The organism is Paraburkholderia sp. J12 (genome assembly GCF_905220215.1).
Lineage (GTDB): Bacteria > Pseudomonadota > Gammaproteobacteria > Burkholderiales > Burkholderiaceae > Paraburkholderia.
On sequence record NZ_CAJMZC010000014.1, the window covers coordinates 128,791 to 151,790 of the forward strand.

The window sequence follows — 23,000 nt, forward strand, 5'->3', positions numbered from 1 at the left end:
TTTCAGCGATCGCCGGCGACCGACGCGTAGCGTCCGCCAATGAAGATCAGCGGCTCGCGCTCGTCGAGCGAAAACGCGATTATCTCGCCGACGAACAGGGTGTGGTCGCCGCAAGGGTACCGATCGACGATACGTAATCCGAAATGTGCGACGGCCTGCTCGACAAGGGCAACGTTTTTCAGCCCTTCGAGTTCGGTGAAGCGCGGCGCAAGCCAGCTCTGCGGCTCGCCGGCGAAGTGACGACTGTACGGCTCCTGCTCCTCGGACAACACGCTCACGCCGAAGCGGTCGGTTTGCATCAGGCGCTCGTGCATGCGTGCGCGATGGCCGACCGAAACGACGATGAGCGGCGGCCTGAGCGACCCCGACATGAAGGCATTCGCCGTCATGGCATGCAGCGCGTCGCCGCTGCCCGTGGAGATGACAACGACGCCGGTGGCGAAGCGACCCAGTGCGTTACGCAGACGTCGTTCGTCGAAGCGCTGCGTTGTGGCAACCTCGCGCGCCAGCGCCCCGTCGCGGCGCGGCGCGTCGACATCGGTGAGACCGACAGCTGCAAGCCCGTGTGCGTTCATGATCCCGTTTCCTTCCCGGCCACCGCACGGCGGCCGCAGTGTTCAGGACCATTTGAGCGCAGGCGGCGGGCGATGTCTGTGCGTACCCGCACACCCCTGCGCGCCGGCCTCCCCCCGCCGGCTTTGTATAATCGCGCATCCCCTCCACTCGTGCAGCTCTCATGCTTAGTTTTGCACTCGGTTTTCTCGTCTCGTTGCTGGTCACGCTGCTGATCGTGCGCTACGCGCATCTGCATGAAAGGTTCTCCGTGGATTCCGATCTCGCGGGCGTGCAGAAATTTCACGCGCGGCCGGTGCCGCGCATCGGCGGAACCGGCATCCTGGCCGGCCTCGTGGTGGCGGCCGTGCAGCTCTATCACAGCTATCCAGCCGTGGCGGGCGGCATTCTCGGCATCGTGGGCTGCGGGATTCCGGCGTTCGCCTCCGGTCTCGTCGAAGACCTCACCAAACGGGTCTCGCCGCTCGCGCGCCTCGTCTGCACGATGGCCGCGGCGGCCCTCGCGTATTTCGTGCTCGGCATCGCCGTCACGCGCATCAGCGTCCCGCCGCTCGATTTCCTGCTCTCGTATGCAGCGATTTCGTGCGTCATCACGGTGCTGGCCGTCGCGGCCCTCGCCAACGCGATCAACATCATCGACGGCTTCAACGGCCTTGCCTCGATGGTCGCCTTCATGATGTTCGCCTCGCTCGCCTACGTGGCCTTCCAGGTGCACGACCCGGTGGTGCTCTCGGCCTCGCTCATCATGATGGGCGCCGTGATGGGCTTCTTCATCTGGAACTTCCCGGCCGGGCTGATCTTCCTCGGCGACGGCGGCGCGTATTTCATCGGCTTCATGCTCGCCGAGCTGGCCATCCTGCTCGTGATGCGCAACCGCGACGTTTCGGCGTGGTATCCGGTGCTGCTTTTCATGTACCCGATCTTCGAGACCTGCTTCTCGATCTACCGGAAGAAGTTCGTGCGCGGCATGTCGCCGGGCATCCCCGACGGCGTGCATCTGCACATGCTCGTGTACAAGCGGCTCATGCGCTGGGCCGTGGGCGCACGCACGGCGCGCGAACTCACGCGCCGCAACTCGCTCACCTCGCCCTATCTCTGGCTGCTGTGCCTGATCGCCGTGATCCCCGCCACGCTGTTCTGGCGCCACACGCTGCATCTGTTCTGCTTCGTGGTGATCTTCGCGCTGACCTATGTGTGGCTCTACGTGAGCATCGTGCGCTTTCGCTCGCCCAAGTGGCTCGTCGTGCGCAAGTCCCATCGGCGCACCTGAGTTCGCGCCTGGGTTTAGACGCTGGCGCCGGGGATCGGATTATGGGTTGCTCTGGCCGCGCGGCAGGGTCATGGCATTGTCCGCAACGACTGCCGGGGCGATCCCGGGGCGCCGCCCGATTCGAGCGGTCAGCCAGGCCCGTGCGGGCGCATCGGCGAACCGGACGATGGCATAGCTGGCCAGCAGAATGACCGGCACGAACAAGGCGGCCTCCACGATCGGGTCCTTCCTGTGCATCACCTGCTGGTAGATGCCGTTGAGCCAGACAAAGAGCGGGTAATGCATCGCGTAGACAGGGTAGGACAGTTCGCCCAGCACGAGCGCAACCGTGCGCACCCGACCGTCAAGCCTGATCGACGATCCCCCGAGGATCAGCAGAGGTACGACGGCGGCAGCCCAGGCCCACTGCGCGACGAAGGGAAGCGGCGACGGCCACATCATGATGGCCAACGTCACGACCGATGCGGGCAGAAACAACGTCTTCCAGATCCTCCAGGAGAGAAGACCGAATTTGACGTCGCTGTGATAGAGCAGGACGCCCAGATAGTAGGCACCGAATACGCGCGGAAAGCCGCTAAGGAACGTATCCGGCGTATCGCCGCCCATGCCGAACAACGCCGTGAGCGAATAGCCGGCGAGCGTCAGCACGAGCGCGAACTTCACCCCGTCGAAGCGGCGGGCGAGAACCCAGAAGACATTGACCGTCAGCTCGAGAAATAGCGAGTACTGGGGGCCATTGAGAGGAAAGACCTGCGGTCCTCCGATTGCATGCGGAGCGCCGAACGACGGCAGGCACAACAGCCCGAGCGCCGTGGCGGCCAGCAGCCAGTCCACGCGAATGTCGGCGTCGTGAAGCAGAAGAACCTTTGTCGCCAGATACGCTGCGCTCACCAACGTTCCGAGGAAAATCAGCGGCAACAGTCGTATCAGCCGGATACGCACGAAGTGAGCGGCACTCAACCCCGTTTCGAAGCGCCGCCGGTAGGCCACGCACAAGACGTAACCCGAGAGACAAAAGAAGAAGTCGACCGCAATGCTCGCGTTCGATGCCAGCCACGGAATACCTAGCCAGTGGTTCAAATGAAAAAGCAGAACCGATATGGCGGCGAGGCCGCGCAAACAGTCAGGTAGCGCGAGGTGAGATTGTTTGTTCATCGCGGGGCGTCGTAGACCATCTTTCGCCGCCGATATTGGCATGCGAACTCACCCTGATCCTAGACGATTCGATGCAGGCGCCAATCCGATTTTGCTCCGGAGCGTTCGCTGCTTAACGCTATCCGTGTAACGCTGTGCGTAGCGCCGTAAGTTGTCGACGGAAGCCATTTCGCCGCGATACCCGAATGCCGCCAGGCACGCGACGTGCGCCTCCGCGCGCCCTCTCCCCGCGCCACGCGTACAATCCCCATCAGCAACCGACGCCGCTGCGGCGCCGTCTGCCTACGGCGGCCCGCGTCGCAGGCCGCTTCGTTTAATCGCTGGGGAATCCGTCAAAAAAGGAGAGCCGATATGAGCCGTTATCTCGCGTTTGCGCTTGCACTTTTCACGATCACGCTCGCCGCGTGCAACACCATCGCCGGCGCGGGCCAGGATCTTTCGAAGGGCGGCCAGGCCATCACGGACGAAGCCGAAAAGGCCAAGTAGCCCATTCCCCGGCGCGGCGGCACATCAGCTACATCGGCTACATCGGCGCGCAGAGAGCCGCGCGCTTACCGCCGCCGCCCGCTCACTGCATGGACCCAGGCCCGGCCCCTTCCTCCACCTTCCCGCCCAGCCGCGCAAGCTCCTCTTCCAGCCGCCGCACCCGCTCCTCGCGCTGCTGCGCCTTGGCTTCCAGCGTCTCGATGCGCGCTTCGCGCTGTGCCAGCGCTGCCTCGACCTCCTCGGCGTCGAAGCGCTGCGGAATGTGTTGCGGGCAGTTCATGTCCCACGCCTGAACCGTCAGCACGATCGCGCGCTCCGGCCGCGCGCGGTAGTCCTCTGGCATCAGCTTCGCGATCAGTTCGGCGTCGTCCACGGCGCGCGCCGTGCCCCAGATCTTCACGCGCCGGCGCCGCGCGTAGTCGATCAGGAAGAGATGCACCTTCGGATTGTCCGCGAGGTTGCCGAGCGTGATGTATTGCCGGTTGCCGCTGAAATCCGCGAACGCGATGGTGTGCTCGTCGAGCACGTGCAGGAAGCCCGCGGGACCGCCGCGATGCTGGATATACGGCTGGCCGTCCGCGTTGGCGGTGGCGAGAAATACACTGGTCTGCGCCTCGATGAACTGGCGAATGTCGGCACCGAACCCGGTGCGCCAGCCGTGCTCCGACTCCACGCGCGCATAGATCTCGCGCGAACCGAGGCGCTGCTGCATCGCCTTGACGGTGGGCGTGAACGCTACGTCGCTCGGATAGCGGGGGGCGGCTGAGGTCATGTCGGGCTCCTGCGGGAAACGTGCCGGTCGGGGCAACCGGAGCTTGCAGGTTAGGTGTTTTCACGAGGAAAGAGAATCCGCTGAAAACGGGAACCTCTCTCCCGATAAATGGAAGGATGTCCGTCGCCTGCCCGGCCACGGTAGCGCCCACGCATCCGACGATCGCGCTACCCTTGGATTTCGCGGTGTGGGGCGCGCGGCTGGCGGTGCGCGGCAAGCAATGCGCACCCCACACCGCACATTCGCTCATCGCTCCGGCACACGGCCCCGGGTCACGCCGCGACGCGCTGCCGGGGCCTGGACCGGGAGGGAAACATGTCGAAAACGATCTGGATCGTCGTCGCCAATCGCGTCACTGCCCGCATTTTCGCGGCCGAGAGCCCGCTGGGCGGCATCGACGAAGTCGAAACCCTGCTGCATCCGGAAGGACGCGTGCCGGAGCAGGATCTCGTGAGCGACAAGCCCGGCCGGACTTACGATCGCGCAGGGCCCGGGCGCCACGCCACCGCGCCCGATACCACGCAGCACGTGCACGAGGCCACGCTGTTCGCCGCGCAGATCGCGACGGCGCTCGCGAAAGCCCGCACGGAAGACCGCTACGGCACGCTCGTGATCGCGGCGCCGCCGGCGTTCCTCGGCGCGCTGCGCAAGGCCCTCGACGCGCAGACCCAGAGCGTCGTCACGCTGGAGCTCGACAAGGATCTGGCGCATCTCGATGCGCGCTCGCTGCGCGCCCATCTGCCCGAGCGGCTGGTGCGCTGCGAGACCTAGCGCCCGGGGATCCGCGAAAGCTCGGGCGGATTCGCGTGTCGTGTCGTGCCGCCCCGCCCGCGCTCCCGCTTACGCCATTTCGATCACCACGCGTCCGCGCGTGCCGGCCGCCACCGCCTCGTAAGCGTCGCGCGCGCGTTCGAGCGGAAAGCGCGCGGCGATCACGGGCGCCTCGAAGTGGCCGGCGTCGAAGCCTTCGGCAATCGCCTGCATCATCGGCGCCGAGTCGGCCACGCCCAGCTTCGCGCTGTCGGCCCCGAAAAGCTGCGTCTCGTTGTGATAGAAGTCGATCAGATCGAACTCCACGCGCCGCTTGCCCGTGGCGCTGATCTCCACCACCCGGCCGCGGCGCTTCGCGAGCGAGAGCGCGGTTTCGAACGCGACGCCGCCTACGGCGTCGTAGACCACGTCCGCGCCGGCGCCGTCCGTGAGTTCGCGCACGCGCGCCGCCGTGTGCTCGTCGAGCGGCACGAAGGCGTCGATGAGACGCGCCGCCGGGGAGCCCGCCAGCGGTTCCTCGCGTGCCACGCCGATCACGCGCGCGCCGCGCGCCTTGGCGATCTGCGCCACCGCGCCGCCCACCCCGCCCGAGATGCCGATCACGGCGATCGTCTCGCCCTTCGTCACACGCCCGTAGTCGACGGTGCCGAGCCACGCCACCACGAAGTTCACCCCGATGGACGCCGCCTCGGCATGCGAGAGCGTCGCCGGCTTGCGCGCGAGCGCGGCCAGCGGAATTTCGATGAATTCGGCGTGCGTGCCGTCGCGCGTGAAGCCGATGTCGCCGCCCGTGCCCCAGACTTCGGCGCCGCCCCATTCGTCCGGGCCGGCCACGACCACGCCGCTGAAATCGCGGCCCGGCACGCGCGGCGCCACGGTGTGCTCGAAATGGCCGGAGACGTTCTTCACGTCGCTCGGGTTCACCGAGGCGGCCTTCACCTGCACCAGCACGTGGCCGGCGGCGGGAACGGGGGTGGGCAGATCGACGAATTCGAGCACGTCGGGCTTGCCGAAGGACTTGAACTGGATGGCTTTCATGGCTTCTCTCCGTGAGATGGGGGTCGGGCGGCGACCGGGCCGTTCGGGGCACGGGCCGCGCTATCGAACTGGAAGCCAGTCTAGATGTCCGTCGGCCGATTGGGTGGACAGACGCTTTCGAGTTTCGGACAAGACTGGGGGAGAAGCCGTGTTGGGCGCGCGCCGGGAGCGAATTGGCGCACCGCCCGCGGCCCCCGCCTTCACAGCGCGTTGAGCGGAATCTTCAGATAGCGCACGCCGTTGCCTTCGGGCTCCGGCATGCGCCCGGCGCGAATGTTCACCTGGATCGACGGCAGGATCAGGTTGGGCATGGAAAGCGTGCGGTCGCGCGCGGTGCGCATTGCCACGAAGGCCTCTTCGCTCACGCCGTCGTTCAGATGGATGTTGCCGCTGCGCTGCGCCGCCACCGTGGTTTCGAAACGGGGCTCGCGCGTGGCGGGCGGATAGTCGTGGCACATGAAGAGGCGCGTTTCGCCCGGCAGGTCGAGCAGCCGGCGCACCGAGCGATAGAGCGTATGTGCGTCGCCGCCGGGGAAGTCGCAGCGCGCCGAGCCCACGTCGGGCATGAACATCGTGTCGCCGACGAACACCGCGTTGCCGATCTCGTAGGCGAGATCGGCGGGCGTATGGCCCGGCACGTGCATCGCGCGCGCGACGAGGCTTCCCACCTGGAAAGTCTCGCCGTCCTGGAACAGGTGATCGAATTCGCTGCCGTCAGCCGCCACCACGCCGCCGAGATTGAACACGTGGCTGAACACGCCCTGCACCGCGCGAATGTGCTCGCCGATGGCGATGCGCCCGCCCACCTGCGACTTCAGATACGGCGCCGAAGACAGATGATCGGCATGCGCGTGCGTTTCGAGCAGCCATTGCACCGTGAGGCCGTGCTCGCGCACGAAGGCGATCACGCGGTCGGCCGATTCCGTGGAGGTGCGGCCCGACTTCGGATCGTAGTCGAGCACCGGATCCACGATCGCGCAGGCCGAGCCGCGCCCCGCGTGCACGACATAGGTCACGGTGGCGGTGACGGGATCGAAGAACGGCTCGACGATCGGCAACTGACCTGAATCGCTCGAAGGCGCGGACGAAAGCCCGGACGAAAGCGTGGAGGAATGGTCAGCCGGATGGGGGGCGGAACTGCGGGACATGAGAGGCTCCATGCAACGGAGTAGATCGTATATTGAAACACATATTATGAATCGATATAATGTTTGTCAACAAATTGACAGGCGCCCATCCCGCCGATCCGTGCGACACATGAACTCACCGCTCACGCCCGCCGCCCTCGCCGCCCTGCGCGAATCCGCCGAGAAGTGCTGCGCACTCCTCAAGGCCCTCGCCCACGAAGACCGGCTGCTGCTGCTCTGTCAGCTCACCGAGGGCGAGCGCAACGTCGGCGAGCTGGAAGAGCTCGTCGGCGTGCATCAGCCGAGCCTTTCGCAGCACCTCGGCGTGCTGCGCGAGGAGGGCCTCGTGCAGACGCGCCGCGAGGGCAAGTACATCTACTACAGCCTCGCGAGCCACGAAGTCATCCAGGTCATGCAGACGCTCTCCAGCCTCTATTGCGGGCGCCTCAAGGTGCGGCCGGCGTGAGCCTCGCCCTCGACTTCGCGCATTTCACGCCGCTCGCCTCGCTCGCGGGCGGTTTGCTGATCGGCGCGGCCGCCACGCTGCTGGTGCTGGGCAACGGACGCATCGCGGGCATCAGCGGCATCGTGGGCGGTCTCTTCAGCAGCATGTTCGGCGGTCTCGCAGGTGCTGCACGCGGCGAACGCGCCTGGCGCCTCGCCTTCGTCGCCGGTCTCTTCGCCGCGCCCTGGCTGTGGCGTCTCGTGGCCCCGCTTCCCGCACCCGTGATCGCCGCTTCGCCCGTCACGCTGATCGTCGCGGGGCTGCTCGTGGGCGTCGGCACGCGCTACGCCTCGGGCTGCACGAGCGGCCACGGCGTGTGCGGCATCGCCCGCGGCTCGCTGCGCTCTGTCGCCGCAACGCTCGCCTTCATGGCCGCCGGCTTCGCCACGGTCTATGTGGTGCGCCACCTTGCCGGAGGCTGACGTGCGCATCCTCAACGCGTTCGTGTGCGGCCTCGTGTTCGGCCTCGGCCTGATCCTCTCGGGCATGGCCGATCCCGCCAAGGTGCTCGCTTTCCTCGACCTCGCCGGTCACTGGGATCCGTCGCTCGCCTTCGTCATGGCCGGTGCGGTCGCGCTCGCAGCTCTCGGCTTTCGCCTCGCGCGCACATGCGCCGCGAGCCTGTCCGGCGCGCCGATGCAGTGGCCCACGGCCCGCCGCATCGATGCGCGGCTCGTGGGCGGCAGTCTGCTATTCGGCATCGGCTGGGGGCTGGCAGGCTTCTGCCCCGGTCCCGCGCTCGTCAGCGCGGGCAGCGGCCAGCCGCGTGCGTGGCTCTTCGTTGCGGCCATGCTCGCCGGCATGGCGCTCTACGCCGCCCTCCATGCCGCCCTCGAACGCCGCCGGCCCGCTGCCGGTCCGGGCCACCGTCTTTGATCAGGAGTCTTGAATTCATGTCCATCGCCCCGCTCGACGAACGCCACGCCGGCGAGAGCCAACCCGCACTCGACGCCCCCACCGCCACCTACGACATCGTCGTGATCGGCGGCGGCCTCGCCGGTATCACTGTGACGTCGAGCCTGCTGCGCCGCACGCGCAACCTGAGCATCGCGATCGTCGAGCCGAACGACGAGCACTTCTATCAGCCCGCGTGGACGCTCGTCGGCGGCGGCGCCTTCGACGTGAAGAAAACGCGCCGTTCGATGGCCAGCGTGATCCCCGCCGGCGCCACATGGCTGCGCACGGCGGCCACGCGCGTCGAGCCGCAGGCGAACCGCGTGCGCCTCGCCAACGGCGAGACCCTCGCGTATGGCCAGTTGATTGTCGCGACCGGGCTGCGGCTCGCCTGGGAGCGCATCGCGGGCCTCGAAGCCACGCTCGGCAAGAACGGCGTCACCTCGAACTATCGCTACGACCTCGCGCCCTACACGTGGCAACTCGTGCAGCAGATGAAGGGCGGCACCGCGCTCTTCACGCAGCCCGGCATGCCGATCAAATGCGCGGGCGCGCCGCAGAAGGCAATGTACCTCGCGTGCGACCACTGGCGGCGCAGCGGCGTGCTCTCGAAGGTGAAGGTCGAATTCGATCTCGCGGGCGCGGTGCTGTTCGGCGTCGCGACCTTCGTGCCGCCGCTCATGGAGTACGTGAAGCGCTACGACGCGAAGCTCGCGTTCTCGTCGAATCTCGTCGCCGTGGACGGGCCGTCGCGCACCGCCACGTTCGAAACGAAAGACGCCAACGGCAACACGGCGCGCGTGGAGAAGCGCTTCGACATGATCCACGTGGTGCCGCCGCAGGTGGCGCCCGACTTCATCCGCGAAAGCCAGCTTGCGGACGAAGCCGGCTGGTGCGAAGTCGATCACGCGACGCTCCAGCATCCGCGCTATCCGAACGTGTTCTCGCTCGGCGACGTGTGCTCGGCGCCCAACGCCAAGACGGGCGCCGCGGCGCGCAAGCAGGCCGTGATCGTGGCGGAAAACCTGCTCGCGGCGCGCGCGGGCAAGCCGCTTTCGTACCGCTACGACGGCTACGGCTCGTGCCCGCTCACGGTCGAGCGCGGCAAGGTCGTGCTCGCCGAATTCGGCTACGGCGGCAAGCTCCTGCCCACCTTCCCGCTCGACCCCACGCGGCCGCGGCGCCTCATGTGGTTCCTCAAGGCGACGGTGCTGCCGCGTTTCTACTGGTCGGGCATGCTCAAGGGCCGCGAGTGGTTCACGGGCGCCTGCGCAGATCGAACCCAGCGCTAAACCGAACCTCGCAGGCAGGACCCGCATGCTGCACACCGCTCTTCTCATCAGCGCCGCGCTCGGCTCGTTCGTCGGACTCGTCCTCGCCTTGACGGGCGCGGGCGGCGCGATCATCGCCGTGCCGCTGCTCGTGTTCGGCCTAGGGCTCGAAGTCGCTCAGGCCGCGCCCATCGGACTGCTCGCGGTGGGGCTTTCCGCAGGCATGGGGGCGCTGCTCGCGCTGCGCGAAGGCAAGGTGCGCTACAAGGCGGCCGCGCTGATGGCCTCATGCGGCGCGCTGGTCTCGCCCGTCGGCCTGTGGGTGGCGCATCGCGTGCCCGACGCGCCGCTCACGCTCGTCTTCGCCGCCTTACTGGCGCTGGTCGCCGTACGCATGTTCCGCCAGAAGAGCGGTGCGACGCATGGCGGCCCCGAGCTCGCGCCTTCGAGCCTGCCGTGCCGCCTGAACGCCGAGCGCGGCAAGCTCGACTGGACCGCGCCCTGCGCGCGGGCGCTCGCGTTCTCGGGCGCGCTGTCCGGGTTCCTGTCGGGATTGCTGGGCGTGGGCGGCGGTTTCGTCATCGTGCCGGCGCTCAAGCGCGCGTCCGATATCCCCATGCAAGGCATCGTCGCCACGTCGCTCGCCGTGATCGCGCTCGTTTCGTCGGCGGGCGTGGCCGCTTCGGCGGCATCGGGGCACATGCTCTGGGCGGGCGCGCTGCCGTTCGCGGCCGGCGCGCTTGCGGGCATGCTGGGCGGGCGCGGCGTCGCGCGCCACGTGAGCGGGGTGCGCCTGCAACAGTCGTTCGCCGCGTTCGCGGGCTGCGTGGCGATCGGCATGGCCATCAAGGCCACGCTCGCCATGCACGCTTCGGGCTGGTTCTGAGCGCTCAGCCCTCGAAGTCGAGACCGCCGATCAGCACTTCCGGCTCGCCCTGCGTGCGCGAAGCAAAGTCGATCGGCCGCGCCGTCTCCCACGACGCCATCTTGCGCACCATCGCCTCCAGATAATGCGCGAAGCGCGCTTCGCCGCCGGGCTCCAGCAGGCGCTCGATCTCCTCGATGTCCCACGTGAGCGAAACGTTCAGCGCATACGCGTACGGATGGCGGGTCACGCTCGCCTCGCCGGCAAGGCGCACGCGCGTGGGATGGCCGCGCCCTTCGCTCGGCACGATCTCCACCCGCACCGCCGGGCCGAACTGGCCGGCGAGCGTCGCCGCGATGCGCGGGGCGAACGTCTCCTCGAAGCGATGGATGGCCTCGATGCTCATGCGTGTCTCACTCCATGGGTCGTTGGGGTTGTGCGCGAGGCCGCGAGGGGTTCGCACATCGGCACAGGATGTCGAAGCATCGTACCGCGCGCGAGGCGCCTGAACCAGCCCAGCCAGTCCTCCGGTGCCGCGTCTGCACGCTGCCCAGCAGTTCAGGCCGCCCCACGTGCCCCACGCGCCGACGCCGAACTGCGCAGCCCTTCGAACGAATAAAGCGCCAGGGCAACCCAGATCGCACCGTAACCGGCGGCGCGCACCGGACCGAACGGCTCGTGATACACGAGCACGCCGGTCAACAGTTGCAGCGTGGGCGTGACGTACTGAACGAGGCCGAGCGTCGACAGCGCAATGCGCCGCGCGGCGGCTGCGAACAGCAGCAACGGGATCGCGGTAACGGGCCCGGCACAGACGAGCAGCAACTGAAACGCGAGCGGCGCATGCCCGAAATGGCTCGCCCCGCTCAAGCCCAGCGCGCTCAGATAGACGATCGCGACGGGAAAAAGCAGCAGGGTTTCGAGCGTGAGTCCTTCGAGCGCGCCGAGCTGCGCCGTCTTGCGCAAGAGCCCGTAGCCGCCGAACGTGATCGCCAGCGCGAGGCTGATCCAGGGCAGCGTGCCGTTTTGCCAGGTGAGCCAGGCCACGCCCGCGGCGGCGATGCCCACGGCGCTCCATTGCAGCGGCCGCAGCCGCTCGCCGAGAAACGCATAGCCGAACAGCACGTTGATGAGCGGATTGATGAAGTAGCCGAGACTCGCTTCGACGATATGCCCGGCGTTCACCGCCCAGATGTAGATGCCCCAGTTCGCCGAAAGCAGCACGGCGCTCGCGGCGAAGCGACCGAGGACGCGCGGATTGCGCAGCACGGGGCCGAGCCAGCGCCAGTGGTGCCGCACGAGCAGCACGGCGAGCACGAACAGCAGCGACCACGCCATGCGGTGCGCGAGCAGTTCGAGGGTCGGGATCTGGTGCAGCGTCTTGAAGTAGATCGGAAAGAGACCCCAGAGGACGAAGGCGAGAAACGCGTAGAGGATGCCGGGATTCATGGTTATCGTGTGTGCCCGATTCTTGTGGCGGAGTCTTGTGCCCGGTTCTTGGCCTGGTTCTTGGCCCGATTCTTGTGCCCGATTCGTGCGCCGGATTCTGTCCGCTCTGCGCCGGCGCGCCGGTTTTGCGACAATACGGGATTTTCGCCGCCGGACTTTGCCGCTGTCCAGCCTGACGCGCCACTTACGGCGCGCCCGGGGCTGTCAGGCAACCGTCATGACGGCCGCTCTTACGCTCTTCTCGACTAACCCGACCAGGCGCCAGGCCTGGCTCGCCCGACCGGCCCCCAAGCGCGATGCACCTGCCCCATATCGAACCGCTCTATACGCTCTCCGGCCTGTGCGTCGGCTTTCTTGTCGGCCTGACCGGCGTGGGCGGCGGCTCGCTGATGACGCCGATCCTCGTACTGCTCTTCAAGATCCACCCGGCGACCGCCGTGGGCACCGACCTGCTCTACGCCGCGGCGACCAAGTCGGCGGGCACGCTCGTGCACGGGCTCAAGGGGTCGGTGGACTGGCGCGTCACCCTGCGGCTCGCCGCCGGCAGCGTGCCCGCGGCCACGGTCACGCTGATCCTGCTGCACCGCTACGGCATGGATACGCCGCGCGCCGGCCATCTGATCCAGGTGGTGCTGGGCGCCGCGCTCCTCGTCACCGCCATCGCCCTGATCTTCCGCCCCCAGCTGGCCGCCTTCGCCGCGCGCCACCGCCGCGCGCCGGGCGAGGCGCGCACGCTGTTCCTCACCATGCTCACGGGGGCGGTGCTGGGAGTGCTGGTGTCGCTGACTTCGGTGGGCGCGGGGGCGATCGGCGTGACCGTGCTGTTGCTGCTCTACCCCGCGCTTTCGACCGTGCGCATCGTGGGCTCAGACGTCGCGCACGCCGTGCCGCTCACGCTGCTGGCAGGCGCCGGACACTGGCTGCTCGGGTCGATCGACTGGTCGATGCTGCTCTCGCTGCTCTGCGGGTCGCTCCCCGGCATCGTGGTGGGGAGCCTGCTCTCGTCGCGCGCGCCCGAGCGGCTTCTGCGCGTGCTGCTCGCGGCCACGCTCACGCTCGTCGGCGTGCGGCTCGTGCTGAGCTAAGGGCTCGCCGCGCGGGCCGACGAGACCTCGAACCGGACTTCAGGCGTGCGGCGCGAGCCGGAAGAAGCGGCTGTTCAGGTCGGTTTCGAACTGGCGCAGCCATTGCCCGCGCTCGTCGATGCGGTACGCCTGGGCCCAGGCGCCGCGCCGCACGACGACGAGTTCGCCGTGGGCCGGATCGTTGGGGTCGGTCTCGCCGCTCACCTCGAAGTGAATCGGCGCAAAGCCGTGGCGTGCGCACGCGAGTTCGAAGGCCGCGCGATCGACGAGCGGCAGGTCGGTATAAGTGTGAATAGTCATGGCGGTGTCCGGCAATGAGGCCGCGCGCGGCCCCGGGTTCTTGCACGCGATACCTACGATATACGCCGTTTCCCGCGAAAGCTGTGTGTCAGTCCGCACTCAGTCCCTATTGCGCGGCATTCTGGCGCCCATCGGCTAGAGCCCGCGCCAAAAAAACGGGCCCCGGCATATGCCGGGGCCCGTTGCCCTGCCGTCACGCCCCGCAACGGGGGCGCCACGCTTATTGCTGCATCACGGTCAGCTTGTTCGCGACCGATTTCACGCCCGCCACGCCCTGAGCGACCTGGCCTGCCTGGTCGATCTGCCCCTGGTCCGGCACCGTGCCGGTGAGCGTCACGTTGCCGCCGCGCGAGCGCACGGCGATGTTCGAGACGTCGATGCCTTGCGCCTTGGCGAGCGCCTTGCGCACCGTGTAGCCAAGCTTGCGGTCCGCCTTCTTCGGCGAAGCCGCAGCCGGCGCCGCCGTGGTGGCAGCCGCGCCGCTCGCGGCGGAGTTGTCCTGTGCATAGACGCTGCATGCCACCGTGACACACACCACTGCACCCAGCGCCTTCAGAAAATTGACCGATTTCATGTTTTCTCCTTGTTGCTCCGCTTGTTGCTCCGAATAGGACCGCCTCCCTACGCCCGCCGTTGACTGGAGTGTCACCGGCCGGCCACGGTTGGACGGCTTCTTTACGACTTCCGCCGGACGGCCCGGCACGTGCCTCGCGGCACGAATGCGGACTGCCGTGGCTTGTACACGATGTGCGAGTGGCAAGGATGAAAGAGCGGCGAGGCGCCACGCCCCCCTGGAGGCACGACTGCCCGCCCGCTGCGACGCCTGCGCGCCCGTTATAGTGTGTGCGGCTGCCCGTAGCCTCGCTAAGCAAGGCCTGCCGGGCGTCCCGCATGAAGGCGCGGCATGTTTGCCGCAGCGGCGATGCACAATTTAGCCTGGTCGCGCGCCGAGCGCAAAGGGTTTAGCGCAGGTGCGGCGCGGCCCTGGCACGATTGCGCTCCCGCGTGCTCGCGCCGCCCGCGTCATGGCGCCGCAAGGGCGAATCTCATGTAACATCGGCGGGTGGAACCGCGGCCGGCTTGTCCGGCAGCCGGTATCCGAGCCCCGCCCCCATCCGCAAGGCATTGCCGAGGCCCGCACTCCCCCGATGAAGTCCCCCACCGGCCGCAAACCCCGTCCCCGCCTCGTCGCGCGTTTCGTGGCGATTTCGTGGCGCGACCTGGCGCTGTCGTTCGGCCCTATCCTGCTTGTCAGCCTTGCCGCCATCTGGCTCGCGGTGCGTCTCATCCAGCCCGCGCCGCCCAGCACGCTCACCCTGAGCGCGGGTCCGAAGGGCAGCACCTTCTGGAATGCGGCGCAAAAGTACAAGACGATCCTCGCGCGCAACGGCATCACGCTGAACGTGCTCGAATCGGAAGGCTCGGCACAGAACCTTCAGCGCCTCGGCGACCCGAAGTCGAACGTCGATGTCGCGTTCGTGCAGGACGGCCTCGCGAGCAAGGTGCCGGAGGGGCTCGTTTCGCTCGGCAGCGTGGCCTACGTGCCGCTCGCGGTGTTCTATCACGGTCCCGTCGTCACGCGGCTCTCGCAGTTCGAAGGCAAGCGCCTTGCCATCGGCGCCGAGGGCAGCGGCACGCGCGAGCTCGCGCTCGCGCTGCTCAAGGCCAACGGCATCGAACCGGGCGGCGCCACGACGCTACTGCCGCTCTCGGGCGACGACGCGGCGCGCGCGCTCGTGAACGGCACCGTCGACGCAGCCTTCCTCGCGGGCGACTCGGCCCAGCCGCCGGTCATGGGGCGCCTCTTGCGCATGCCCGGCGTGCGCTTCTTCGACTTCGCCCAGGCCGACGCCTACGCACGCCGCTTTCCGTACCTCACGGCGATCACGATCCCGATGGGCGCGTTCGACTTCGCCCGCAACCTGCCCGCGGCGCCGATGTACATGGTGGCGCCCACGGCCGAACTGGTCGCCCGCGACTCGCTCCATCCGGCGCTCTCCGATCTCCTGATCGAAGCGGCCAAGGAAGTGCACGGCCGCGCGACGCTCCTGCAGCGCGCCGGCGAATTCCCGGCCCCGCGCGCCCAGGACTTCCCGATCAGCGACGACGCCGCGCGCTACTACAAGTCCGGCAAGAGCTTCCTCTACCGCGTGCTGCCGTTCTGGCTCGCGAGCCTCGCCGACCGGCTGATCGTGGTGCTCGTGCCGATCGTGGTCGTGCTGATCCCGGGGTTGCGGCTCGTGCCGTCGCTGTACGCGTGGCGGGTAAAATCGCGAATCTACCGCTGGTACGGTTCGCTGATCGCGCTGGAGCGCGCCTCGATGGCCGACACCTCGCCCACCGAACGCCGCGCCCTCCTGCGCCAGCTCGACACGATCGAGGATTCCGTGAACGGCATGAAAATGCCGCTCGCCTACGCGGACCAGTTCTACGTGTTGCGCGAACACATCGGCTTCGTGCGCCAGCGCCTCGTGCAGGCTTCGGCCCGCGAGTCCGAGGGGGGCGAAGATGCGGCCGAAACGGAGACCGCCACTGCGGAAACGGCGGAGGACAGCGGCGAGGGGCCTGATGTAACGCGACCTGACGGACCCCGACCTGACGCGGCGCGCCCGGAGTGACACCAATGGCGCGCGTGGCCGCCAGCACGCATGATCGTGTGGCGAAGCGCAAGATACGCGGGCAAGCAGCAATTCGAAACAAGGGGCCGCTTAAGCGGGCGGCCCGCATAAAGCGCTTTAAGCGGGAGGAACAGCATGATCAGCGGCATCGACATCAGCGGCATCGACGCCAGCCAGCCGCAGTGGTTTTTCGACTTCGTCTCGCCGTTCTCGTACCTGCTGCTCGAGCAGCACGACAAGTGGCCGTCGTTCAACTTCGTGCCGCGCCCGGTATTGCTCGTCGACCTGTATCGCCACTGGGGCCAGCCGCTCGGCTCGGCGGTCCCGGCCAAGCGCATCTTCACCTATCGTCACGCGCTCTTTCGTGCGGACCAGCTCGGCATTCCGTTCAAGATGCCGCCCGCGCACCCGTTCGACTCGACCAAGGCGATGCTGCTCGCGATCGCCGCGGGCGGCGAGTTCGCCTGCGTGCGCGAGATCTTCCGCTTCATCTGGCGCGAAGGCCGCGATCCGTCCACCGAGGAAGGCTTCGAGCAACTGTGCGAGCGCGTGGGCATCGCGCACGGGGAGGCGCTCATCGAGGAGGAATCGGTGCGCGCCCAGTTGCGCCGCAACACGAACGACGCGATCGCGATGGGTGTGTTCGGCGTGCCGACGTTCTGGATGAACAAGCAGCTTTTCTGGGGCGAGGATGCCCTGCCGATGGTGCTGTACAGCGCGCGCACGCCGAACTGGCTCGATTCGCGCGAGGTGAAGCGCATCAGCTCGCTGCCTTCGGGAATCGGCAAGCCGGAGGCGCAGTAAGCGGGACGGCGGGGCCCAGGCGGGTCTCCTGATCCCGGCCATACCGCGCAGCCTATGGCGTCCTCGCGCGCGGCGGCCTATGGTTATGGCTGAGCCGGTGCGCACGCGAAGACGGGGCGGCCGGCCGCAGGCGGGTTTCCCGCCCGCGCTTCACCGATACCCCCTTACATGGACGACACCGCCCTCACCCTCGACATCTGGCTCGTGCGCGTATTGCGCACGCTGCTGGTCGAGCGCAGCGTCACGCAGACGGCGCTGCGGCTGAACCAGACCCAGCCCGCGATCAGCACCGCGCTGCGCCGGCTGCGCGAGATCCTGGGCGACCCGATCCTGGTGCGCGGCAAGGCCGGCATGGTGCCGACCGAATATGGCGAATCGCTCCTGCAGCACGCCCAGTGCGTACTGCGCGAGGTCGATTTCGTCTCCACGCCGCATGGCGACTTCGACCCCGCGCGCTCGAAGCGCACCTTTCGGGTCGCGGCGCCCGACTACCTCAACGACTTCTTCATGCCGACGCTGATCGCCTGCTTTCGCGAAGCGGCGCCCGCGGCGCGGCTGGAGATCCTCTCGCTCTCGCCCACGCTCGACCACTACGCATCGCTCGACGCGGGCGAGCTCGACATCGTGATCGGCAACTGGCCGAAGCCCGACGCGCGCTTCGCGAAGAGCGACCTGTTCGCCGACAAAGTGGTGTGCATGATGCGCGCCGACCATCCGCTCGCACGCGAGCCGCTCACGCGCGAGGCCTACCTGGGCGCCGCACACCTCGCGCCTACGCCGTACACGGGCGCCAGCGCGGGTGCGATCGACCTGGGTTTCGCCAAGGCGCGCGCCGAGCGGCGCATCGTGGCCACGCTGCCCTACTTCGGACTCGTGCCGCAGGTGCTGCTGCAATCGGACCTGGTGTTCACCACCACGCGCCGCTTCGCGCTGCACTACGCGAGCCTCATGCCGCTCGCCGTGATCGAGCCGCCCATCGCGTTTCCGCGCATCCGCAGCTACCAGATGTGGCATCCGCAACCGGACCGGCCGAGCGACGTGGGGTGGCTGCGCGATCTCATCGACCAGGTGTCGAAGACGCTCACCGAACGCAGCGCCACGAAGACAAAAGCGAAGACGGCCCGACACGCCGCCGGCACACCCGACTCGCTCGACACGCCGCGCGCACCGGCCAAACGCGCGACGGCATGAGCATCGGTCTGCCAGAGCGCACCCGCGATCTGCGGGAAAAATACGGCAAAAAGTACAGCAAGAAATAGAAAACGGGCGGCACACCGCGCCGCCCGTCCCCTTTCCCCTGTGCCGTCTGGCGGCACCCGTCGTGGCATTCCTCAGACGCGCGCCAACATCGCCGTCCTCGCCGGCCCGCTCGCTGCTCGTGCGCCGCCCGCCTCGGTGCCGAGCGGCACGCGCAGCTGCATGAGCTGCGCCGCCACGGCCACCGCAATCGACGACGGCGCCTTGTCGACAACGCCCGGCACGCCGATCGGACACACCATCTCGGCCAGACGCTCCGCGCCCACGCCGCGATCGAGCAGGCGCCGCTCGAACTTCACGCGCTTGGTCTTCGAGCCGATCAGCCCGAACCACGCGAAGTCGCGCCGCCGCATGATGCGCTCGGTCAGCTCGAAGTCGAGTGCGTGGTTGTGCGTCATCACGATGAACCAGGCGCCGGGCGGCGCTTCGTCGACGATCGCGGCCGGCGTGTCGGTGGCTTCGACCTGCACGTTCGCAGGCACCTCGTCCGGGAACAGCTCGTCGCGCTCGTCAACCCATTGCACCACGCACGGCAGCATGCCGAGCAGGCGCACGAGCGCATGACCGACGTGCCCCGCGCCGAACAGCACGACGTGCATCGGGCCGTAGTGCGGCACCGGCGTGCTGCGGCGGCCGATGACCACGCGCCCCGTCACATCGATGCTCACGCAATGATCAGGATGACGATTCATCTCGGGCTCCTCCCTCGAAGTGCCTTGCCTGCGCCGGCCAGTCAGCCGCGCGCTGCCGTGCGCACCGCGCGCACGGCCCTGAGGATTTCCTCGGCCGTGGCGGGCGCGTTCATCGGCGGATTGAAGCGGTAGTCGGCCACGCTCGCCACGGCGTCGCGGATCGCGAAGAACACCGAGAACGGCAGCAGGAGCGGCGGCTCGCCGACGGCCTTCGAACGGTGAATGCTGTCCTCCGCATTGCGGTTCTTGAAGAGGCGCACGTTGAACTCGGGCGGCGTGTCGTTTACTGTCGGGATCTTGTAGGTGGACGGCGCATGCGTCATCAGCTTGCCGTCCGGCTTCCACCAGAGTTCTTCGGTGGTGAGCCAGCCCATGCCCTGGATGAAGCCGCCTTCGACCTGGCCCACGTCGAGCGCCGGGTTCAGCGAGGCGCCCACGTCGTGCAGCGCATCGGCGCGCAGCACGCGCATTTCGCCCGTGAGCGTATCGATCACCACTTCCGAAACGGCCGCGCCGTACGAGTAGTAGTAGAACGGGCGGCCGCGCAGCGTCGCCTGATCCCAGTAGAGCTTGGGCGTCGCATAGAAGCCGTCCGACCAGAGCTGTACGCGCGCCACGTAGGCCTTCGCCACCAGCGTCTCGAATGACACGATCTCGCTGCCGACGATTACATGGTCGTTCGCAAAGCGCACGTTGGCGGCAGCAACGGCGCCCTTGCCGTACAGGTTCGCGGCGAGCGCGCCCAGCCGTTCGCGCAACTGGCGCGCGGCGTCCTGCGCGGCCTTGCCGTTCAGGTCCGAGCCGGTGGAAGCCGCCGTGGCCGAAGTGTTGGCGACCTTGCTGGTATCGGTCGCCGTCACGCGCACGCGGCCGAAGTCGATGCCCAGTTCGTGCGCCACGACCTGCGCGACCTTCGTGTTCAGGCCCTGGCCCATTTCGGTGCCGCCGTGGTTCACGAGCACCGAGCCGTCCGTGTAGATGTGCACGAGCGCGCCGGCCTGGTTGAAGTGCGTCACGTTGAACGCGATGCCGAACTTCACCGGCGTGATCGCAATGCCCTTCTTGAGCACTTCGTTGTTCGCGTTGAATTCGCGAATTTCCTTGCGGCGCGCGCGGTAGTCGCTCGTCGCCACGAGTTCGTCGATCAGCTCGTGAATGACGTTGTCTTCGATCTCCTGACCGTAGGGCGTGACGTTGTTTTCGGTCTTGCCGTACAGATTGCGCTTTCGAACGTCGAGCGAGTCGAGGCCGAGCGAGCGCGCCACGTCGTCCATGATGTACTCGATCGCGAATGCGCCCTGCGGGCCGCCGAAGCCGCGGAACGCGGTGTTCGACTGCGTATTGGTCTTGCCGCAGAAACCCGAGATGGCGACGTCGGGCAGCCAGTAGGCGTTGTCGAAGTGGCACACCGCGCGCGTCATCACCGGGCCCGAGAGGTCGGCGGAAAAGCCGCAGCGCGAGGTCATGTCCACCGACACGCCTTCGATCACGCCGTCGTCGTCGTAGCCCACTTCATAGGTGTAGTGGAAGTCGTGGCGCTTGCCCGTGATCATCATGTCGTCGTCGCGGTCCGGGCGCAGCTTCACGGGGCACAGCAGCTTCCACGCGGCGAGCGCCGCGCAGCACGCGAAAATGCCCGACTGCGATTCCTTGCCGCCGAAGCCGCCGCCCATGCGCCGGCATTCCACGAGCACGTTGTGCGAATGCACGCCCAGCACGTGGGCGACGAGGTGCTGCATTTCGCTCGGGTGCTGCGTCGAGCACCACACGTGCATGCCGTCGTCGTCCTTCGGCACCGCGTAGGCGATCTGGCCTTCGAGGTAGAACTGTTCCTGGCCGCCCAGCAGCATTTCGCCCTGGTGGCGGTGCGCGGCGCGTGCGGCGCGCGTGGCGGCGTCGCCGCGCCCGAGCTTCATCGGCGGCAGCACGAACTGGTTCGCCGCGCGCGCCTGCTGCGCCGTGAGCACGGCGGGCAGCTCTTCATAGACCACTTCGGCGCGGCGCGCGGCCTGGCGCGCGGTATCGTGCGAGGTGGCCACCACGATGAACATCGGCTGGCCGACGAACTGCACCATGCCGTCGGCCAGCACCGGGTCGTCGTGGATGATCGGGCCGCAGTCGTTCACGCCGGGAATATCCTCGGCGGTCAGCACGGCGACCACGCCCGGCGTCGCGCGCACCTTGTCGAGATTCATCGAGACGATGCGCGCATGGGCCTTCTGCGAGAGCCCGAGCGCCGCGTGCAGCGTACCCGCGACCACGGGAATGTCGTCGGTATAGGTCGCCCGGCCGCTCACGTGCAGGTGCGCCGACTCGTGCGGGCGCGACACGTGAACCTGGGTGAAGTCGTCGAGGGCCTGCGCATCCTTCAGGAACGGTTCGGCTTGCTGGTTCATTGTTTCGTTCTCCTTCTCGTTTCCTGAATGCTCAGACGGCCTCGGCAGCACCGGCCGCCAGCACGGCCCGCACGTTCACGGCCTGCTGGGCGAGCGGGTTGTTCGGGCGCGTTTCCAGCCAGAAGCGATACAGCGTGTTCTTTGCCGCCTCGAGGCGGTATTCGTCGGTGGCGCGCATATCGGAGAGCGGCGCGTAGTCGTTGCCGAGCGCGATCATCGCGGCCTGCGCCGTGGCTTCGTGCCATTGCGCGTCCGCGAGCACGCCTTCGGCGTGCGCCGCGCGTTTGGGCGTCGCCGCCATGCCGCCGAACGCGAGGCGCGGCTCGCGGATCGTCTCGCCATCCGCGATGAAGGCGAATGCCGCGCACACGGCCGAGATGTCCGAGTCGAAACGCTTCGAGATCTTGTAGGTGCGGAACTGCAGGTTCTTGCGCGCGCCCGTGCGGGTGGGCACCTTCAGCGCGAGCACGAACTCGTGTTCGGCCATGTCCTTCTTCTGATACGCGAGGTAGAGGTCTTCGAGCGCCAGCTCGCGCGTCACGTCGCCGCCGCGCAGCACCACGCGCGCGCCAAGCGCGATGAGGCCCGGCATCGAGTCGCCGATGGGCGAGCCGTTCGCGACGTTCCCGCCGATCGTACCCGCGTTGCGGATGGGCAGCGAAGCGAAGCGCTGCCACATTTCGTTGAGTTCGGGGTAGTGCTTCGCGAGCTCGGCATAGGCGCGCTCGACGCTGACGCCCGCGCCGATCTCGATCCAGTCACGGCCCGCCTCGATCTGGCGCATCGCCTCCACCTGACCCACATAGACGATGTCGCCCAGTTCGCGCATCTGCTTCGTGACCCACAGGCCGATGTCGGTGCTGCCGGCGAGGATGCGCGTGTTGGGGCGCGCAGCCTTGATCGCGGCGAACGCATCGACGGTGCGCGGCGCGTCGAACTGCTGGCCCTTGTGTTCGTAGTGGAACGTATCCTCGCGCTCGATCGTCGCGAGCGTGCGCGCGAGCGCTTCGACATCGACAGGCTTCTTCGGGGCACCGGCCTGGAACATGCGGTCGGCAGCGTCGAGGATCGGGCGATAGCCCGTGCAGCGGCACAGGTTGCCGGTGAGCGCGTTGGCGATCTCTTCGCGCGAGGGCACGGTGCAGGCGGACTTGCCCGGACAACCGGATGCCGCAGGCAGGCCGGGCGCCGCAGCGTGTTCGTGGCCGTGCTTCTCGTAGAGCGCCCACATCGACATCACGAAGCCCGGCGTGCAGAAGCCGCATTGCGAGCCGTGGCAATCGACCATGGCCTGCTGGACCGGATGCAGCGAGCCGTCCGGCTGGCGCAGGTCTTCGACCGTGAAGAGCGCCTTCCCGTCGAGCGTGGGCAGAAACTGGATGCACGCGTTGACAGCCTTGAAGCTCACGCCGCCCGCCTCGTTGCGCTCGCCGACGACGACCGTGCACGCGCCGCAATCACCTTCGGCACAGCCTTCCTTGGTGCCGGTGCAGTGCACGTCTTCGCGCAGGTACTGGAGAACGGAGCGGGTGACGCCCGCGCCGCTGACCTCGCGGATCGCGTTGCGGTGGTAGAAGCGGATCGGCTGACTCATGATTTCTGACTCGTCTGGGTGTGCGTGCCGGCAACGACTGCCAGGCACGCTTCTGTGGACGGTTCGAACGCTATCACC

Annotated in this window: 24 protein-coding genes; 12 read left to right on the plus strand and 12 right to left on the minus strand. The window is 67.9% G+C overall.

Translation table 11 applies throughout. The features are described from left to right. Window positions 1-2: 2 nt before the first annotated feature. Window positions 3-575, minus strand: a complete 573-nt coding sequence (locus U5760_RS25575; RefSeq protein ID WP_322015108.1) for a flavin reductase family protein — start codon at window positions 573-575, stop codon at window positions 3-5. 161 nt (window positions 576-736) lie between these two features. On the opposite strand from U5760_RS25575, the gene U5760_RS25580 reads away from it, so the two are divergent. After that, window positions 737-1,843: a glycosyltransferase gene (locus U5760_RS25580; RefSeq protein ID WP_322015109.1), complete on the plus strand. Its 1,107-nt coding sequence runs from the start codon at window positions 737-739 to the stop codon at window positions 1,841-1,843. A gap of 39 nt (window positions 1,844-1,882) precedes the next feature. On the opposite strand, the gene U5760_RS25585 is transcribed toward U5760_RS25580, so the two are convergent. Continuing rightward, complete coding sequence (locus U5760_RS25585) at window positions 1,883-2,998, minus strand: acyltransferase (RefSeq protein WP_322015110.1); 1,116 nt, start codon at window positions 2,996-2,998, stop codon at window positions 1,883-1,885. Between the two features lie 351 nt (window positions 2,999-3,349). Here U5760_RS25585 and U5760_RS25590 point away from each other — a divergent pair, with 351 nt between their 5' ends. Then, the gene (locus U5760_RS25590; RefSeq protein ID WP_322015111.1) at window positions 3,350-3,484 is read left to right on the plus strand and encodes an entericidin A/B family lipoprotein; all 135 of its coding nucleotides are present in this window, start codon (window positions 3,350-3,352) and stop codon (window positions 3,482-3,484) included. A gap of 82 nt (window positions 3,485-3,566) precedes the next feature. Here U5760_RS25590 and U5760_RS25595 read toward each other — a convergent pair whose 3' ends face one another. Beyond that, window positions 3,567-4,256 (minus strand): pyridoxamine 5'-phosphate oxidase family protein, encoded by a 690-nt coding sequence (locus U5760_RS25595; protein WP_322015112.1) that lies wholly within the window; start codon window positions 4,254-4,256, stop codon window positions 3,567-3,569. Between the two features lie 315 nt (window positions 4,257-4,571). Here U5760_RS25595 and U5760_RS25600 point away from each other — a divergent pair, with 315 nt between their 5' ends. After that, entirely contained in the window at window positions 4,572-5,027 is a 456-nt protein-coding gene (locus U5760_RS25600; protein WP_322015113.1) for a host attachment protein, read from the plus strand. 69 nt (window positions 5,028-5,096) lie between these two features. On the opposite strand, the gene U5760_RS25605 is transcribed toward U5760_RS25600, so the two are convergent. Continuing rightward, window positions 5,097-6,065 (minus strand): zinc-binding alcohol dehydrogenase family protein, encoded by a 969-nt coding sequence (locus U5760_RS25605; protein WP_322015114.1) that lies wholly within the window; start codon window positions 6,063-6,065, stop codon window positions 5,097-5,099. Between the two features lie 200 nt (window positions 6,066-6,265). Then, window positions 6,266-7,213, minus strand: a complete 948-nt coding sequence (locus U5760_RS25610) for an MBL fold metallo-hydrolase (protein WP_322015115.1) — start codon at window positions 7,211-7,213, stop codon at window positions 6,266-6,268. 109 nt (window positions 7,214-7,322) lie between these two features. Here U5760_RS25610 and U5760_RS25615 point away from each other — a divergent pair, with 109 nt between their 5' ends. From U5760_RS25615 to U5760_RS25635, 5 genes are read left to right on the plus strand one after another with little or no spacing between them, the layout of a single operon-like run. Further along, the gene (locus U5760_RS25615; protein WP_322015116.1) at window positions 7,323-7,658 is read left to right on the plus strand and encodes a metalloregulator ArsR/SmtB family transcription factor; all 336 of its coding nucleotides are present in this window, start codon (window positions 7,323-7,325) and stop codon (window positions 7,656-7,658) included. After that, a complete protein-coding gene (locus tag U5760_RS25620; RefSeq protein WP_322015117.1) occupies window positions 7,655-8,119 on the plus strand; it encodes a YeeE/YedE family protein in 465 nt (154 codons plus the stop codon). The genes U5760_RS25615 and U5760_RS25620 overlap by 4 nt, the downstream gene beginning before the upstream one ends. 1 nt (window position 8,120) lies before the next feature. After that, window positions 8,121-8,573, plus strand: a complete 453-nt coding sequence (locus U5760_RS25625; protein WP_322015118.1) for a YeeE/YedE family protein — start codon at window positions 8,121-8,123, stop codon at window positions 8,571-8,573. 17 nt (window positions 8,574-8,590) lie between these two features. Then, window positions 8,591-9,883, plus strand: coding sequence for an FAD/NAD(P)-binding oxidoreductase (locus tag U5760_RS25630; protein WP_322015119.1), 1,293 nt, complete (start codon window positions 8,591-8,593; stop codon window positions 9,881-9,883). A 25-nt stretch (window positions 9,884-9,908) separates the two neighbouring features. Beyond that, the gene (locus U5760_RS25635) at window positions 9,909-10,748 is read left to right on the plus strand and encodes a sulfite exporter TauE/SafE family protein (RefSeq protein WP_322015120.1); all 840 of its coding nucleotides are present in this window, start codon (window positions 9,909-9,911) and stop codon (window positions 10,746-10,748) included. A 4-nt stretch (window positions 10,749-10,752) separates the two neighbouring features. On the opposite strand, the gene U5760_RS25640 is transcribed toward U5760_RS25635, so the two are convergent. Then, window positions 10,753-11,133, minus strand: a complete 381-nt coding sequence (locus tag U5760_RS25640) for a DUF5594 family protein (protein WP_322015121.1) — start codon at window positions 11,131-11,133, stop codon at window positions 10,753-10,755. Between the two features lie 152 nt (window positions 11,134-11,285). After that, on the minus strand, window positions 11,286-12,176 hold the full coding sequence (gene rarD, locus U5760_RS25645) for an EamA family transporter RarD (RefSeq protein ID WP_322015122.1): 891 nt from the start codon (window positions 12,174-12,176) through the stop codon (window positions 11,286-11,288). A 296-nt stretch (window positions 12,177-12,472) separates the two neighbouring features. Here rarD and U5760_RS25650 point away from each other — a divergent pair, with 296 nt between their 5' ends. Further along, window positions 12,473-13,261 carry a sulfite exporter TauE/SafE family protein gene (locus U5760_RS25650; protein WP_322015123.1) on the plus strand — a complete coding sequence of 263 codons (789 nt, stop codon included), beginning with the start codon at window positions 12,473-12,475 and terminating at the stop codon, window positions 13,259-13,261. Between the two features lie 39 nt (window positions 13,262-13,300). Here U5760_RS25650 and U5760_RS25655 read toward each other — a convergent pair whose 3' ends face one another. After that, window positions 13,301-13,561 carry a hypothetical protein gene (locus U5760_RS25655; RefSeq protein ID WP_322015124.1) on the minus strand — a complete coding sequence of 87 codons (261 nt, stop codon included), beginning with the start codon at window positions 13,559-13,561 and terminating at the stop codon, window positions 13,301-13,303. Window positions 13,562-13,781: 220 nt separating this feature from the next. Further along, the gene (locus tag U5760_RS25660) at window positions 13,782-14,135 is read right to left on the minus strand and encodes a BON domain-containing protein (RefSeq protein ID WP_322015125.1); all 354 of its coding nucleotides are present in this window, start codon (window positions 14,133-14,135) and stop codon (window positions 13,782-13,784) included. 574 nt (window positions 14,136-14,709) lie between these two features. Between U5760_RS25660 and U5760_RS25665 the strand changes: the two genes are divergently transcribed. The 3 genes from U5760_RS25665 to U5760_RS25675 all read left to right on the plus strand — a co-directional run bounded on the left by U5760_RS25665 (window position 14,710) and on the right by U5760_RS25675 (window position 18,174). Next, complete coding sequence (locus U5760_RS25665; protein WP_322015126.1) at window positions 14,710-16,179, plus strand: TAXI family TRAP transporter solute-binding subunit; 1,470 nt, start codon at window positions 14,710-14,712, stop codon at window positions 16,177-16,179. Window positions 16,180-16,314: 135 nt separating this feature from the next. Then, window positions 16,315-16,983, plus strand: coding sequence for a 2-hydroxychromene-2-carboxylate isomerase (locus tag U5760_RS25670; protein ID WP_322015127.1), 669 nt, complete (start codon window positions 16,315-16,317; stop codon window positions 16,981-16,983). Between the two features lie 168 nt (window positions 16,984-17,151). Next, on the plus strand, window positions 17,152-18,174 hold the full coding sequence (locus U5760_RS25675; protein ID WP_322015128.1) for a LysR family transcriptional regulator: 1,023 nt from the start codon (window positions 17,152-17,154) through the stop codon (window positions 18,172-18,174). A 140-nt stretch (window positions 18,175-18,314) separates the two neighbouring features. Here the strand turns inward: U5760_RS25675 and xdhC are convergent, their stop codons facing one another. Genes xdhC through xdhA form a run of 3 tightly spaced genes read right to left on the minus strand, consistent with a single transcriptional unit; the run spans window position 18,315 to window position 22,922 of the window. Next, window positions 18,315-18,932, minus strand: a complete 618-nt coding sequence (gene xdhC, locus U5760_RS25680; RefSeq protein ID WP_415914179.1) for a xanthine dehydrogenase accessory protein XdhC — start codon at window positions 18,930-18,932, stop codon at window positions 18,315-18,317. 41 nt (window positions 18,933-18,973) lie between these two features. Continuing rightward, complete coding sequence (gene xdhB / locus U5760_RS25685; RefSeq protein ID WP_322015129.1) at window positions 18,974-21,328, minus strand: xanthine dehydrogenase molybdopterin binding subunit; 2,355 nt, start codon at window positions 21,326-21,328, stop codon at window positions 18,974-18,976. Window positions 21,329-21,359: 31 nt separating this feature from the next. Continuing rightward, on the minus strand, window positions 21,360-22,922 hold the full coding sequence (xdhA, locus tag U5760_RS25690; RefSeq protein WP_322015130.1) for a xanthine dehydrogenase small subunit: 1,563 nt from the start codon (window positions 22,920-22,922) through the stop codon (window positions 21,360-21,362). Window positions 22,923-23,000: the final 78 nt, after the last annotated feature.

Coding starts and splice junctions, on each gene's coding strand:
- U5760_RS25575 (WP_322015108.1), bottom strand. CDS start 575: ATGAACGCACACGGGCTTGCAGCTGTCGGTCTCACCGATGTCGACGCG.
- U5760_RS25580 (WP_322015109.1), top strand. CDS start 737: ATGCTTAGTTTTGCACTCGGTTTTCTCGTCTCGTTGCTGGTCACGCTG.
- U5760_RS25585 (WP_322015110.1), bottom strand. CDS start 2,998: ATGAACAAACAATCTCACCTCGCGCTACCTGACTGTTTGCGCGGCCTC.
- U5760_RS25590 (WP_322015111.1), top strand. CDS start 3,350: ATGAGCCGTTATCTCGCGTTTGCGCTTGCACTTTTCACGATCACGCTC.
- U5760_RS25595 (WP_322015112.1), bottom strand. CDS start 4,256: ATGACCTCAGCCGCCCCCCGCTATCCGAGCGACGTAGCGTTCACGCCC.
- U5760_RS25600 (WP_322015113.1), top strand. CDS start 4,572: ATGTCGAAAACGATCTGGATCGTCGTCGCCAATCGCGTCACTGCCCGC.
- U5760_RS25605 (WP_322015114.1), bottom strand. CDS start 6,065: ATGAAAGCCATCCAGTTCAAGTCCTTCGGCAAGCCCGACGTGCTCGAA.
- U5760_RS25610 (WP_322015115.1), bottom strand. CDS start 7,213: ATGTCCCGCAGTTCCGCCCCCCATCCGGCTGACCATTCCTCCACGCTT.
- U5760_RS25615 (WP_322015116.1), top strand. CDS start 7,323: ATGAACTCACCGCTCACGCCCGCCGCCCTCGCCGCCCTGCGCGAATCC.
- U5760_RS25630 (WP_322015119.1), top strand. CDS start 8,591: ATGTCCATCGCCCCGCTCGACGAACGCCACGCCGGCGAGAGCCAACCC.
- U5760_RS25635 (WP_322015120.1), top strand. CDS start 9,909: ATGCTGCACACCGCTCTTCTCATCAGCGCCGCGCTCGGCTCGTTCGTC.
- U5760_RS25640 (WP_322015121.1), bottom strand. CDS start 11,133: ATGAGCATCGAGGCCATCCATCGCTTCGAGGAGACGTTCGCCCCGCGC.
- rarD (WP_322015122.1), bottom strand. CDS start 12,176: ATGAATCCCGGCATCCTCTACGCGTTTCTCGCCTTCGTCCTCTGGGGT.
- U5760_RS25650 (WP_322015123.1), top strand. CDS start 12,473: ATGCACCTGCCCCATATCGAACCGCTCTATACGCTCTCCGGCCTGTGC.
- U5760_RS25655 (WP_322015124.1), bottom strand. CDS start 13,561: ATGACTATTCACACTTATACCGACCTGCCGCTCGTCGATCGCGCGGCC.
- U5760_RS25660 (WP_322015125.1), bottom strand. CDS start 14,135: ATGAAATCGGTCAATTTTCTGAAGGCGCTGGGTGCAGTGGTGTGTGTC.
- U5760_RS25665 (WP_322015126.1), top strand. CDS start 14,710: ATGAAGTCCCCCACCGGCCGCAAACCCCGTCCCCGCCTCGTCGCGCGT.
- U5760_RS25670 (WP_322015127.1), top strand. CDS start 16,315: ATGATCAGCGGCATCGACATCAGCGGCATCGACGCCAGCCAGCCGCAG.
- U5760_RS25675 (WP_322015128.1), top strand. CDS start 17,152: ATGGACGACACCGCCCTCACCCTCGACATCTGGCTCGTGCGCGTATTG.
- xdhC (WP_415914179.1), bottom strand. CDS start 18,932: ATGAATCGTCATCCTGATCATTGCGTGAGCATCGATGTGACGGGGCGC.
- xdhB (WP_322015129.1), bottom strand. CDS start 21,328: ATGAACCAGCAAGCCGAACCGTTCCTGAAGGATGCGCAGGCCCTCGAC.
- xdhA (WP_322015130.1), bottom strand. CDS start 22,922: ATGAGTCAGCCGATCCGCTTCTACCACCGCAACGCGATCCGCGAGGTC.